The organism is Acaricomes phytoseiuli DSM 14247, from assembly GCF_000376245.1.
GTDB lineage: Bacteria > Actinomycetota > Actinomycetes > Actinomycetales > Micrococcaceae > Renibacterium > Renibacterium phytoseiuli.
In genome coordinates this window covers 61,623-74,673 of the sequence record NZ_AQXM01000062.1, presented here as the reverse complement: position 1 = coordinate 74,673, position 13,051 = coordinate 61,623, and the positions used below count along the sequence as shown (strand labels likewise).

At 62.0% G+C, this 13,051-nt stretch carries 15 protein-coding genes; 12 read left to right on the top strand and 3 right to left on the bottom strand.

Annotated elements, in window-relative coordinates:
• Positions 1–75: 75 nt before the first annotated feature.
• The 7 genes from C501_RS13090 (at position 76) to C501_RS0109570 (ending at position 4,647) form a co-directional block, all read left to right on the top strand.
• Entirely contained in the window at positions 76–1,212 is a 1,137-nt protein-coding gene (locus C501_RS13090; RefSeq protein WP_043568769.1) for a tyrosine-type recombinase/integrase, read from the top strand.
• A 24-nt stretch (positions 1,213–1,236) separates the two neighbouring features.
• The gene (locus tag C501_RS0109595; protein WP_083906605.1) at positions 1,237–1,635 is read left to right on the top strand and encodes an SDR family oxidoreductase; all 399 of its coding nucleotides are present in this window, start codon (positions 1,237–1,239) and stop codon (positions 1,633–1,635) included.
• Positions 1,636–2,116: 481 nt separating this feature from the next.
• Positions 2,117–2,440 carry a hypothetical protein gene (locus C501_RS0109590; RefSeq protein WP_018135408.1) on the top strand — a complete coding sequence of 108 codons (324 nt, stop codon included), beginning with the start codon at positions 2,117–2,119 and terminating at the stop codon, positions 2,438–2,440.
• Between the two features lie 197 nt (positions 2,441–2,637).
• Positions 2,638–3,039, top strand: coding sequence for an Asp23/Gls24 family envelope stress response protein (locus tag C501_RS13085; protein ID WP_083906599.1), 402 nt, complete (start codon positions 2,638–2,640; stop codon positions 3,037–3,039).
• Positions 3,039–3,443: a hypothetical protein gene (locus C501_RS0109580; RefSeq protein WP_018135406.1), complete on the top strand. Its 405-nt coding sequence runs from the start codon at positions 3,039–3,041 to the stop codon at positions 3,441–3,443. The genes C501_RS13085 and C501_RS0109580 overlap by 1 nt, the downstream gene beginning before the upstream one ends.
• Complete coding sequence (locus tag C501_RS0109575; RefSeq protein WP_245532462.1) at positions 3,440–4,078, top strand: DUF6286 domain-containing protein; 639 nt, start codon at positions 3,440–3,442, stop codon at positions 4,076–4,078. Before C501_RS0109580 ends, C501_RS0109575 begins: the two co-directional genes overlap by 4 nt.
• Positions 4,075–4,647 (top strand): Asp23/Gls24 family envelope stress response protein, encoded by a 573-nt coding sequence (locus C501_RS0109570; protein ID WP_018135404.1) that lies wholly within the window; start codon positions 4,075–4,077, stop codon positions 4,645–4,647. Before C501_RS0109575 ends, C501_RS0109570 begins: the two co-directional genes overlap by 4 nt.
• An 89-nt stretch (positions 4,648–4,736) precedes the next feature.
• On the opposite strand, the gene C501_RS13080 is transcribed toward C501_RS0109570, so the two are convergent.
• On the bottom strand, positions 4,737–6,506 hold the full coding sequence (locus C501_RS13080; RefSeq protein ID WP_018135403.1) for a glycoside hydrolase family 13 protein: 1,770 nt from the start codon (positions 6,504–6,506) through the stop codon (positions 4,737–4,739).
• Positions 6,507–6,708: 202 nt separating this feature from the next.
• Here C501_RS13080 and C501_RS0109560 point away from each other — a divergent pair, with 202 nt between their 5' ends.
• The 5 genes from C501_RS0109560 (at position 6,709) to C501_RS13070 (ending at position 11,386) form a co-directional block, all read left to right on the top strand.
• Positions 6,709–8,001 carry an ABC transporter substrate-binding protein gene (locus C501_RS0109560; protein ID WP_018135402.1) on the top strand — a complete coding sequence of 431 codons (1,293 nt, stop codon included), beginning with the start codon at positions 6,709–6,711 and terminating at the stop codon, positions 7,999–8,001.
• Between the two features lie 120 nt (positions 8,002–8,121).
• Entirely contained in the window at positions 8,122–9,135 is a 1,014-nt protein-coding gene (locus C501_RS0109555) for a carbohydrate ABC transporter permease (protein WP_083906603.1), read from the top strand.
• A gap of 2 nt (positions 9,136–9,137) precedes the next feature.
• Entirely contained in the window at positions 9,138–10,022 is an 885-nt protein-coding gene (locus C501_RS0109550) for a carbohydrate ABC transporter permease (RefSeq protein ID WP_018135400.1), read from the top strand.
• Positions 10,019–10,348, top strand: coding sequence for a hypothetical protein (locus C501_RS13075; protein ID WP_018135399.1), 330 nt, complete (start codon positions 10,019–10,021; stop codon positions 10,346–10,348). Before C501_RS0109550 ends, C501_RS13075 begins: the two co-directional genes overlap by 4 nt.
• Positions 10,349–11,386, top strand: a complete 1,038-nt coding sequence (locus tag C501_RS13070; RefSeq protein ID WP_051064523.1) for a LacI family DNA-binding transcriptional regulator — start codon at positions 10,349–10,351, stop codon at positions 11,384–11,386. It abuts the gene before it with no gap.
• Positions 11,387–11,390: 4 nt separating this feature from the next.
• On the opposite strand, the gene C501_RS0109535 is transcribed toward C501_RS13070, so the two are convergent.
• Positions 11,391–12,224 (bottom strand): DUF8083 family protein, encoded by an 834-nt coding sequence (locus C501_RS0109535; RefSeq protein WP_018135397.1) that lies wholly within the window; start codon positions 12,222–12,224, stop codon positions 11,391–11,393.
• A 1-nt stretch (position 12,225) separates the two neighbouring features.
• A complete protein-coding gene (locus tag C501_RS0109530; RefSeq protein WP_018135396.1) occupies positions 12,226–13,029 on the bottom strand; it encodes an exodeoxyribonuclease III in 804 nt (267 codons plus the stop codon).
• Positions 13,030–13,051 lie beyond the last annotated feature (22 nt).

The following is a 13,051-nucleotide window of genomic DNA, read 5'->3' as shown; positions in this document are numbered from 1 at the left end:
TAACGAACAACTGCTAATAGGCTAGGTGAAGCAACATGAAATTGCGATCAATCGAGAAGCGATCCAGGTGCTTACATGGCTAGAGTAGTTGACCTTTGGCATACCAAAGACCGGAAACGTACCAGCCGCTACGGCACCGGCTCCAGGTGGCAGGCTACCTGGACTGCCGGTGGAGTGGTGCGCAAGAAGTCTTTCAAATCGAAGACCGCCGCCGAAGAGTATTTGACGTGGGTTGAGCACCATCGACGGTCTGGAACTTACATATCACCAGAGAGTGGTCGCGTACTCTTGGGTCCGCTCCTTGATGATTGGATTCAGACGCTTGTGCACCTGCGACCGTCAAGCCTCGAAAGCGTCAAGAGCCAAGTCTCAACCACACTAAAACCCGAGCTAGGTGGAGAAGTCCTGTCTGCAGTAACACAGCCACAACTCCAGTCATGGCTTAATGAATTGGCGCGTGGAGCCCGGACCAAGGAGCTATTGCGCACGTTCCTCTATCAATTTTTCGCATGGACCATCGCCGGGAAACGGATAGCTGAGAACCCTGCAGCGGGATTGAAGCTCCCTAAAACCCCTACCCGTGAAAAGGTTTACCTCACGCCGGAGCAACTCAGCCACCTCACCTCAGTCATTACGCCGGATTATCGAGACCTCACACTCTTCCTAGCTCTGACAGGGCTTCGGATCGGGGAAGCAATTGAATTACGTATACGGGATCTCGAAGCTCGGCATAAGAGGCTGACCATAAATCGCTCCGCTGTATTCCTTCCCGGGGGAGTGCAGGTAGGACCGCCCAAGAGCGGTAAGCCTAGAACTATTGCGGTAGGTGCCATCGTTGAAGAAATGCTCCAACGTCACACCGTCGGAAAGTCACGAGACGACCTCATATTCACCTCGGCACGAGGGTCACGAGTTGATCCCAGGAACTTCAAGCGTCGCCACTTCGACCAAGCCGTACTAGCTGCTGATCTCCCTGCAGGCTTCCGTGTCCATGACCTGAGGCACACAGCCGCATCTTGGGCGATACGCTCAGGCGCATCAGTCCTCGCCGTCCAGCGACTCCTGGGGCATGCCTCTCCGAGGATTACCCTGGAGGTGTATGCAGAGCTTTTCGACCAAGACTTAGACAGTGTCGCCGATCATATGGATGGGTTGGGCCGTGAAGCCGCAAACGCCACAAAACCGCCACAAGATCATGGCAAGATGCCCTGAACTGGGGTTTTATCTGCTTGTGTGTTGACGGGCAGTCATGAGGTCAGCGAGCACGCAACCGGAAGAGTCATCTGGCTGACGTCTGGCCAAGCCCGGCCGATGCCGGGAGAAACAGCCTATGCTCTGAGCAAAGCCGCCCTGGCCGGGCTGATTCCGACGACGGCCTTCGAGCTGGTCCGTCTGGGAATCCTGTTGAATGCCATCAATCCTGGCCCGGTCAACACCGGTTACCTGGATGAAGGCTCTACTGATCGCGCGGCTGAAACGCTGCACAGAGTGTTGGAAATGATGCCGCTCGGCCGTTTCGGAGCCCCGGATGGTGTGGCCCGGCTCGTGGCCTGGTTGGTCAGTGATGAAGGCCGCTGGGTGGCGGGGCAGGTGATCACCTCGGACAGTGGATTCTCGTTACAGCGGAAGGTCTGAACAATGAGCCCGGAAATATTGCGTACATATCGGCACCGTGTGGCATAAACCTGGAATTCAGATCATCGCTCCTCTTTTTCACGATACAGTTTTCGGTACCATGACTCGCCAGCTGAGCGAGTGCATCTCTGCCAGTATTTGAGCTGGCCCTGCTCTCAAGGAAGTCAATATGTCGCGGTACCGCTTGCCCATTGTCGCGCTGGCGCTTTCCACTCTGCTCTTATCCGCTTGTGCGTCCCATGAAAACCAGGATGCGGAATCCTCCGCGTCCGGTTAGACGCAATCCAATTCGACACAGTCCAGCTCAGCTTCGGCGAACGGCACCGAAGCTGGTGACTCGGGCTCTGACGGTCAGGCCGGTTCAGGGCAGAACGGCGGCGCCGGTGGAAGTTCGGATTCCGGATCCGGTTCCGGAAGCCAGTCTGAGAATCAGACGGATACTGCCCGGGTCTCAGCGAGCTTCCAACCCCAGTTCGAGCTGTTGGTACAGCAGCAAAAAGAACTGAAAGAGCAGCCGGGGTATGAGCAGGCGACCCCGCAGTGCCGTACCGCTGTGCTGCCCATCAGCATTCTGAGGGACGCGGAATCGAAGAAGATCACGGATATCACCAGCTTCAACGCGGCGAAGGCCGAACTCAGCGGCACTACGGCAGCTGAACTCGATTCCGCTTTCATGACAGCGGAGGCTGCGGCGGAAACCGCGACGCAAGCTCCGGAAGGAAATGCTGCCCCGGCTGTAGTGGATATCACTCTTCAGCCCATTACCGACTGGATGAATGCTAATTGCCAGAGACTCTGCCGCTGATGCCTCTGCTTTCCACTGTTATTCCTAGCCGAGTACGAAGCTTCGCAAACGAACTCAAGCCCCTACCTTCCGGTAAACCGGAAGGTAGGGGCTTTTTAATAAGGCTTCGCTGTCCAGGTGCGCCCTTTTCCGGGAGCGCTAGTCGGGCAGTAGGCTGGGATCAGCCGTCTCGTCCGCCGCAGTGAAGGAGGTTTCCAGTGGATCACCAGTCATCCGCTGCCCCTACCGTACCGCGGGGACGGACTAGCGTTTCACACACCGCGGTTGCCAAGATCGCTCGTGCTGCCGCCCGGCGGATTTCCGGCGTTGCTTCTTTGGCTCCTCAGAGCGTGCGGGTAGTCGTCGGCGAGACCCAGGTGGCCGTGGATATCCAGTTGGTGGCGCAATACGGGACGTCACTGCAAGACCTGGCGGACCGGGTACGCGATGCGGTCTACCGCGAGATGCTCCAGATCGTCGGCATGCAGGTGATGGAAGTCAATGTGGAGATCAGCCGGGTGTACCTGCCAGAGAGCCTATCCTCGAAAGCGCCGCCCGATAACCGCCCGAATCCGCAGGATGCCCGGAAAACCGGGGCATCAGGACGACGGCTTTCCTGATGCGCGGTCCGCATACCAGCCGTGCAGGTGCTGCCGGCCCAGCCCCTGCGCCGCAGGAGCAGCTCGGCCACACCCGGCTGAGTAGTGAGGCTCTGACCACTCTCGTCCAGGCTGCTACCGCCGAGGCTTTCATCGTGAAGCCTGCGGAGGTGCGGGTCCGGTTGCAGGACGAATCCGGAGAACTGGCTATTTCGATCGCCACCCCCGTCGCGGCCCCATCCCTTACGGAGGTGCTCCGGGACCGCGGTTGTATCGTCGCAAGCGGAGGCTCTGTCTGGCAGCGCACCTTAGCCGCCAAGGAATACATCCGTGAGCGGGTCAATGAACTCTCGGGTTCCCAGATCAGCAGAGTGGATATCCGGATCATCGCGGTCCACCCCAGCGCCCAGCGGAGGGTCCGATGACTGACGAACGTCCAGATGACGCCCCTACCCCAGAAGTAGAGGTGGTTGAGCAGGAACTAGAGCGAATCGACTTGAAACGGGCCGAACGTCGGGAACTCTTCTCATCCCGAGCGGTGCCCTCGACGATAGCCGCCGCACTGATCATCGTGGCGGGGCTCTATGGATTGTTGGAATGCGGGCTGCGCATCACCGGCCAGCCCGCATGGCTCATCGACCCGCAAAGCGCCTTGGACCACATCGCCGGGTGGCCCGCTGATGTGCCACCCCTGGTTCTCGGTGGTGCCGGGGTGCTTCTGGTCATTGCAGGCGTGATTTTCTTACTGACCGCGGTGCTACCGGGACGCCGGGCCAGGCATTCCCTCGAAGCTCCCGGAATCGCCGTAGTGGTGGACGATGAAGTGATCGCCTCGGTGCTGGCGCAGGTTGCGCAGCGTGCCGCCGGGGTCACCAGCCAGCAGGTCCGGGTCGTCACCTCACGCACAACCGTCACGGTCGAGTTGCAGCCGACCTCCGGAATCACGATCGATCCGGATCAGGTGCGCCGGGCGGTTGAAGCTGAGCTCGCCGAGATGGCGCCGGCACCTATGCCACGTGTACGGCTGGAGATCCAGGAGCGGGGGACGGTAGCAATATGAACGAGACGCCCCGGTTGCTCAACCGCTTCCTCTTAGCAGTTTTCGGTGTTGTACTGCTCGGTATCGGTACCGGCATTCTGGCGATTCTGCTGCTGCCTTCGGTCGCGCAGTGGTGGCAGAGCATCGCCACCGGATTCTCTCGTTCAGTGGCGAATCTTGCGGAAAGCACCAGGATCGCGAGTCAGTCGAGTTCTTTTCTCTGGATGGGCGTCGCCGTGCTGCTCATCCTGCTGATTATCGCGATGGTGCTCTGGATCTCGGGCCAGGGCCGGGGCCGCACCCCGATCCTGGCCGCCGATGAGCATCTGGGCGATGTCGAGGGGCTGGTATCCATCAATGGCAGCGTCGCGGAACGCATGCTGCGCCAGGCCATCGCAGAGCGGCCTGAGGTGCACAGTGTTACGGTGAGCGCCTACGAGTTCAAAGGAGAGCCGGGGCTCAGAATCCGCCTGGTTCCAAGCCAGGGCGCGGCCTTGCAGAGCATCGCGGCGAATGTCTCCGAGATCGCGGAGGCGGTGGAGGACCTACTCGGCCAACCGGTGCCGGTTCTGCTGCGCATCGTCGCTTAAGCCCGCGCTTAACGCGCTGAGCGGTCGGGTGTGGCGACTTAGATCCCGTCTAAGTCGCCACACCCGACCGCTCAGCGGCAGTTGAGAGTTCAGAGGAGCCAGGCGGTGGCGTTCGGTGCGAGCACCAGTGGGGCAGGAAGCTCCTCGACCGATACGGCCGCTTCAGCGCCGGAACCGTCGTCGCCCTGCGGCAGGGTGTGCAGAATGACGTTCCGGCCTTCGGGCAGCGCTACTGCGCTCTCACTGAAGTTCGTCATTACGGTTACCGGGCCGTTATCGAAGCTCAGGATGCCCTGGGCCGGATCGTTCGCATCGTTCCAGCGCAGCTCGCCGAGCCCCAGCTGGTACTCCCTGCGCAGTTCGAGCATCCGGCGGTAGAGCTCCAGGGTGGAGCCGGGAACGCCTTCTTCGCTCGCAGCGGCATAGTTCGCGAAGGATTCCGGCTGCGGCAGCCAGGGAGCAACTGGGGCCTGCCCGTTGGCTGCGGCCTTCAGGCTGAAGCCGTAACCGGGTTCATCAGCGCGCCAGGGCAAGGGGACCCGGCAGCCGTCCCGTCCGGTCTCTGCGCCCTCGGTTCGGAAGAAAGCAGGGTCTTGCCGGGCCTCTGCGGGCAGCGTGGTGTGCTCCGGCAGGCCGAGTTCATCTCCCTGGTACACATAGGCGGAGCCCGGCAGGGCCAGCTCGATGGCTGCCGCAGCGCGGCCCCGGGCCAAGCCCAGGGACTCATCCGGCTGCTCCGCCTCGGCGCTGATGCCTTTCGGGTACGAGGTGGGGTCGCTCAGCCCGAAACGGCTGGGATGCCGCACGGTATCGTGATTCGACAGCACCCAGGTGCTGGGAGCGCCCACTTCGGCAACTGCTTCCAGTGAATTCGAGATGGCCTCATGCATGCGCGCGGCGTCCCAGCCGGCCAGGAGGAATTCGAAGTTGAACGCTTGCTGCATCTCATCCGGGCGGATATAACGGACCAAGCGTGCCGCCGGCTCCACCCAGGCCTCGGCAACGAGCATCCGATCGCCGTCGTATTCGGCGAGCACCCGGTTCCAGGCCCGGTAGATCTCATGCACGCCGTCCTGGTCGAAGAACGGCGAGGGCGGGTTCATATGACTCTCCGAGCCGGAATTCGCGGGAGCGGCTTCATCAGACTCGCTGCTCTGGCCTTCCACCATTGCTGCGGCACCGTCCCAGTCCGGCAGACCTTCAGCCTTGATCATCCCGTGGGCTACATCGACTCGGAAACCATCGACGCCGCGGTCCAACCAGAACCGCAGCACGGATTCCATCTCCGCCCAGACCTCGGGGTTCTCCCAGTTGAGGTCCGGCTGCTTGGCGTCAAAGAGGTGCAGGTACCACTGGCCCGGGCTGCCATCGGGGGTGGTGAGCCTGGTCCAGGCGGGGCCGCCGAAGATGGACTGCCAGTTGTTCGGCGGCAGCTCGCCGTTCTCGCCGCGGCCTTCCCGGAACATATAGCGCTCCCGAGCAGCTGATCCGGGGGCTGATTCTTTGGCCTCGACGAACCATTCGTGTTCATCGGAAGTGTGATTGGGCACCAGGTCCACGATGATCCGCAGCCCGCGCTGATGCGCGGCGGCGAGCATCTCGTCGAAATCAGCGAGGCTGCCGAACAGTGGATCCACGTCGCGGTAGCCGGCGACATCGTACCCGGCATCAGCCTGCGGGGAGCGGTAGAAGGGAGAGAGCCAGACGGCATCGACGCCCAGCTGCTGCAGATAGTCCAGTTTCGCGGTAACACCGGCTAGATCTCCCATGCCATCGCCGCTCGCATCGGCAAAGGACCGCGGGTAGACCTGGTAGATCACCGCATCACGCCACCACTGCTGTGCATCGGGCTGATTCATCCGGAACGTACACCTCTTCTTCATCGGGCAGGCATCGGGCAGAGATTGAGCGGACTTCGTCGAACGTAACACGATCGAGGTTGTGCAAGCGCTTGCACTTTCCGTGAGCAGCTTATTAGTATGAGCGAAATCACTCAAGCGGATCTGGGGTGCCCGGAGGTGCCGGAAGCGTCGCATCCGCAGTCTCGATGGGGAGAGAAGCGTGAAATATCAGCGCAAGCCGGGCCGGCGGCCCTGGGCTCGAATTTTGGTGCCGGTTTTCGCCGGGGCTTTGATAGCGGGCACGTTGGCCGCATACAGCTCGGTGACGGATCCCGAGTTCGCTACGCAGAACCTGGAAGGCCGCGGGCCGATCACCTTCGTCAGCGGCAAGGACAATAACGACATCATCCGGCCACTGCTGGAACGCTGGAATGAAGCCCGGCCCGATGAGCAGGTTACTTTCAAAGAGCAGACCGATCAGGCCGATCAGCAGCGCAGCGATCTGGTCCGCAATTTCCAGGCACAGAACTCCGACTACGACGTGGTCAATGTCGATGTGGTCTGGACTGCCGAATTCGCTGCGCGTGGCTGGATCCAGCCGCTTGAAGGCCCTTTAGCGGTTGACACCACCGGAGTGATACCGGCGACCATCGATGCTGCCAGTTACCAGGGCAAGCTCTTCGCCGCACCACGATTCACCGATGGGGCGCTGCTCTACTACCGCAAGGATCTGGTTCCTGAGCCGCCGACCACCTGGGATCAGATGATGGCCATGTGCCCTATCGCCAAGGAGAATGGCATTGGCTGCTATGCAGGGCAGCTGGCCAACTATGAGGGCTTGACCGTGAATGCATCCGAGGCGATCAACTCCACGGGCGGGCGCATCCTGGATCAGAACGGCAACCTCAGCCTGGATACCCCTGAAGCCAAGGCCGGCCTGCAAGCACTGGCCACCGCCTATCAGGACGGCAACATTCCCGTGCAGGCGGTGACCTATCAGGAGGAGCAGAGCCGCCAGGCTTTCCAGAGCGGGCAGCTGATGTTCCTGCGCAACTGGCCCTACGTCTTCTCGCTGGTCAGCAAAGAGGGTTCCTCCGAGGTGGCCGGCAAGTTCGGGGTTACCTCGATTCCCGGGCAGGACGGGCCGGGGGCATCGACGCTGGGCGGTTCCAGCTCGGCGATCAGCGTCTTCTCGGAGAACAAAGCCACGGCGCGCGATTTCGTCGAATTCATGATGAGCGAGGACAGCGGCCGCTTCATGGCGATGGGAGGCAGCCTGGCACCGGTCCGAGAGAGCCTTTACAGCGATCCCGAGCTCGTCGCCCAGATGCCTTACCTGCCGGATCTGCGGACGGCGCTCGACTCGGCGGTGCCGCGGCCGGTCACGCCCTTCTACCCGGCGGTGACCAAAGCTGTCCAGACCAATGCCTACGCTGCGATCCGCGGAGAGAAGACCGTGGAGCAGGCGATACAGGATATGAAGCTGTCGATGGAGGCAGCCGGGGTGAAATGAGCCCGGTTCGAGCTCTGACGAGTTCGCACCGGGGGGGGCACACCATGATCCGCTCGACGAGGAGCGGAGCATTCGCGGGGGAGAGGGAACAGCGTGGATAACACGAGAGAGCAGCCGGTCATGACGGACACCGAAGCGGAGGCCGGCGCACCGCCTCCAGGAAAAGGGCAGAAGGCCTCACCGGGGCCGGCCAGCAGGCCGCCTAAGTTCCAGAACCGGGCAGCGTTCTGGCTTCTGGCCCCCAGCATGCTCCTGCTGGCGGTGGTGATCGGCTACCCCGTGGTCAGCGCTGTGGCGATGTCCTTCCAGCAGGACCCGGTGCTCAACGAGCAGGGCTTCTTCGCTCCGGGCGGTTTCGCGGGCTTCGGCAACTACATCGCCTGGATCTTCCAGCAGTGCCCGGCAGCGGAAGGGACGCAAAGCTGCCCCGCCGGAACTCTTGGCGCGCAGTTCTGGGAGGCGACCGGCAACACCTTCTTCTTCACCATCGTCACCGTCATCCTGGAGACGATCATCGGCTTCTGGATGGCCGTCATCATGGCGCGCACCTTCCGCGGCCGGGGGTTGGTCCGTGCTGCGGTGCTGGTGCCCTGGGCGATTCCCACCGCGGTGACCGCGAAGCTGTTCTTCTTCATGTTCGCCTTCGACGGGGTGATCAACAAGACCTTCGGCACCGCGATCCTTTGGACTGGGGAAGAGTGGCCGGCGAAGTTCGCGATCATCATCGCCGACACCTGGAAGACCACGCCTTTTATGGCGTTGCTGATCTTGGCCGGCCTGCAGATGATCCCCAAGGAGGTCTACGAGGCGGCGAAGGTCGATGGAACCACCGCCTGGCAGCGGTTCCGGATGATCACCCTGCCCATGGTCAAGCCGGCACTGATGGTAGCCATTCTCTTCCGCACTCTGGATGCGCTGCGGATGTTCGATCTGCCCTTCATCCTCACCGGAGGCGCCAATGGCACCACCACCTTGTCCATCCTGGTCATCGATCAGATCAGGTCCGGGTTCAATCTGGCCTCGGCATTGTCGACGATCACTTTCTTGGTGATCTTCCTGGTGGCCTTCATCTTCGTCAGATTCTTGGGCGCTAACGCCGTGGAATCGGCAACCGGCAACCGGAAGGGGAAATAATCATGAGTGCTACCGCTCCGGCCCGCACTGCCGCTTCCCGAGCCTCCCGTACTTCTCGCAAGGAAAACTGGTTCCTGGCCCGCACTTACATCCAGGCCGCGATCATCGTGATCTGGTGCTTGTTGCCGTTCTACTGGATGGTGGCTACTGCTTTCCGCCCGGTGGATCTGACCTTCGAGACCACGCTCTGGCCCACGCAGCCGACGTTGGGCAACTTCCGCACGGCTTTCGATACCAGCATGGGCAATCAGTTCGGCCTGGCGCTTTTCAACTCTTTCTTCGTCGGCATCATCGTGACGGTGCTCGGCCTGGTGGTGGGGGTCTTCGCGGCCTATGCTCTGGCCCGGTTGAACTTCCGGTTCAAATTCATGGTCCTCGGGATCATCCTGGGGGCCTCGATGTTTCCGGGTGTCGCCCTGATCACCCCGCTGTTCCAGTTGTTCACGGGGCTGGGCTGGATCGGTCAGTACCAGGCGCTGATCATCCCGAACATCTCCTTCGTACTGCCGCTGACGGTCTATACGCTCGTCTCCTTCTTCCGGGAGATGCCCTGGGAGCTCGAGGAAGCGGCCCGGATGGACGGCTGCACTCCGGCGCAGGCTTTCCGTAAGGTGATTCTGCCGCTGGCGGCGCCCGCGGTGTTCACCACCGCGATCCTGGCGTTCATCGCCTCCTGGAACGAGTTCCTCATCGCCAGTCAGTTGTCGAATCAGGCCACGCAGACGGTCACCGTGGCGATCGCCTCCTTCTCCGGAGCCCTGCCGAATCAGGAACCCTACACCGCGGTGATGGCCGCCGGGACGATCGTCACGGTTCCGCTCGTGATCATGGTGCTGATCTTCCAGCGCAAGATCGTCGCCGGGCTCACCTCGGGCGGGGTCAAATGAGCGGACGCCCCCGGAACAGGGAACGGGGCAAGGAGCGGGACAGGGCTACCCGGACCACGGAGCACCTGGAGACTGCGATCGGCTTCCTGGGCTTCTGGGGCGTCGTGCTTGTCGTGGTGATCATCTGGCAGCAGTTCAGCGGCCAGAATGCGGTGGGGTGGTCGCTGCTGCTCGCAGCAGTCACCGCAGTGGTGTGGTGGATGCTGCGATGGCGGCGCAAAATGCAGTTGAGATCTCGTGAGGGCACGAGCTCTTCGGTAAGAAGTCGGTATGATCAGAGAGTTGATTCGCTTCACTGGGGAAGAAGCCGTGAGGGAAAGGCGTGAATCATCGCTGCGAGCATTGACGACGTAGCCGCCGCCGTCAAGGTGTCTACGGCTACGGTCTCCCGCGCCATCCGAGGGCTTCCCAGGGTGAATCCGCAGACCAGAGAACGGGTTCTGGCGGCTGCTGCCGAACTCGGCTATGTCGCATCCTCCTCCGCGTCCGGTTTGGCGACCGGCCGGACGAAGACGCTGGGGGTGCTCTCCCCGTATATCAGCCGCTGGTTCTTCGTCCGGACGACCGAGGGCATCGATGAAGCCCTGCGAGACCAGGGGTACAGCCTGATGCTGATCAACCTCGGCGATTACCGGGGCAGCCGGGAGAGATTGTTCGAGCACACTATGCTGCGGAAGCAGATCGATGCGCTGGTCGTGCTCTGCCTGGATCTGAATACTTCGGAACTGGAGCATTTGCATCGCACCGAGATCCCCCTGATGGCTCTGGGCGGCCCAGTGGAGGGGGTGCATAAGGTGGGCATCGATGATTACCAGGCGGCCCGGCGCGCTGTCGACCATCTTCTTGAGCTTGGCCACCGGGAGATCGCCATACTGGGCGGTGATGGTCAGGATCATCGGGATTTCGCGGTACCGCGATTGCGCAGCGCAGCCTATCTGGACGCCCTGAAGAGCGCGGGAGTGCCGGTTCGGCCGGAATGGCAGCTGCGCGGCGGGTTCACGGTGACCGGCGGCCAGCGCGCCGCCTCCCAGCTATTCGACGCAGCTGCTCCGCGACCCACTGCGATCTTCTGCGCCTCGGATGAGATGGCGCTGGGCGTCATCTGGGAGGCTCGCAGCCGCGGCATCTCGGTGCCAGAGGAACTCTCGGTGATCGGCATCGACGATCACGATTTTTCAGCCGCCGCCGGTCTGACCACGATCCGGCAGGATCCTCTGGCGCAGGGGCGGCAAGCCGCTGAGTTGCTTCTGAGCCACCTTCAGGACGAGACGCCCTTGCGCAGTATTCAAGCCCCGATAGAGCTCGTGCTGAGATCCAGTACCGCGAAGCCCAGCAGTGGAATCAGCTGCCCGGCGGCTGGTTGATTTCTCAAGAGGCCCTGGCGAGCTGACGGATCGGGATCCAGCGCGAAGCCAGCCTCCGGTAAGCCGCCGCGGCCCCGGTGAGATCCCCCTCGGCAATCGATTCCAGGCCCAAGCGAACGTCCATGGGCGAATCGTCCGGGTAGATCCGGTCCGCGATGGCGCCGTAGTCCAGTTCCATCGCCCCTTCCGGGTCGAGGCCGTCGATCCAGGCCCGCAGCGAGCGCAGCTCTTCCAGTAGATCGAGTTCCGGGGCTGAGTTCTCCAAGATCGATATCGCACCCTCCAGGCGTTCGACTGCTACCGGCAGTGGGACTTGGACGCGCACCGTGATCACTTTCGTCTGGGATTCCACCACTTCGGTCCGGTCGCCTTCAGAGATCAGTACGAACCAGCTGAAGGGGATGCCCCAGCTTGAGGTGCGGGTCAGAGGTTCCTGCCCGTCGGGCAGTTGCGCCTCGAGCTCCGCGATGGTCTCCCGATCGAAGATCAGCTCAGCCAGTGGTCGGGAAGGGCCGGAAGCCAAATGGACCATGGTCTCCACCGTTCGCAGGCGTAGCTGGCTGATATTGAAAATCACGGGGGAGCCTTCGTGCAACTGCAGGCTCCGGACCCTCTCCGTATCCGGCGGCGGGATCAGTGCGGGCCACCTGAACACCGTGCGGTTCAAAGAGTCGGCGAGTTCTTGAACATCGGTCTGCATCCGCTCTGTGACAAGCGGTGAGTTCTGCTCGATCAGCGTCCGCTCAGCATCAGTGAACGCGCTCGGTGGAAGATACAGGCGCAGCGTGGAGAGAAAAGGCAGACTGCTATGCCCCAGGTACAGTTCGCCGGAGATCATATTATTTGAACTCGGCGATGACCGGGACGTGATCCGAGGCGCTCTTGCCCTTGCGCTCCTCACGATCGATAGTGGTTTCCCCGACTCGCTCGGTCAGAGCGGGGGAGGTCAGGATGAAGTCGATGCGCATTCCCTCTTTCTTGGGGAAGCGCAACTGTTGATAATCCCAGTACGTGTACACGCCGGGCCCGGGGTGCTGCGGCCGGACGATATCCGTGAACCCCGAGTCCTCGAAAGCGGCGAAGGCCGCACGCTCCGCCGGGCTGATATGGGTGAGACCTTCGGTGCGGAAGTATTCGATATCCCAGACGTCTTCGTCCCGCGGGGCGATGTTCCAGTCCCCGGTGAGCGCGATCTGCGCCTGGCCATCGGAATCCAGCCACTGCCGGGCCTGCTCATTCAGCACGCGCAACCATTCCAGCTTGTACGGCATATGCGGGTCATCGAGGCCGCGCCCGTTGGGCACGTAGAGGCTCCAGATCCGCACGTCATTGCAGGTGGCGGCGATGGCCCGGGCTTCCTGCTCCGGCTCCTGGCCTTCTTTGCCGAAAGCGGGCTGACCCGGGAACGTTCGGGTGACGTCGTCAAGCCCCACTTTGGAGGCGATGGCCACGCCGTTCCACTGGCTGAACCCGAAGTGCGCGACTTCGTAGCCGTTGTTCTCGAAGAGTTCCCAGGGGAAGTTCTCATCCCGGCATTTGGTCTCCTGGATGGTCAGCACATCGATATCGGTGCGACGCAGCCAGTCCTCGACTCGGTCTGCCCGGGCTCGGAGCGAATTCACATTCCAGGTGGCGATCTTCACCTTCCAAACATACCTGGTGCTT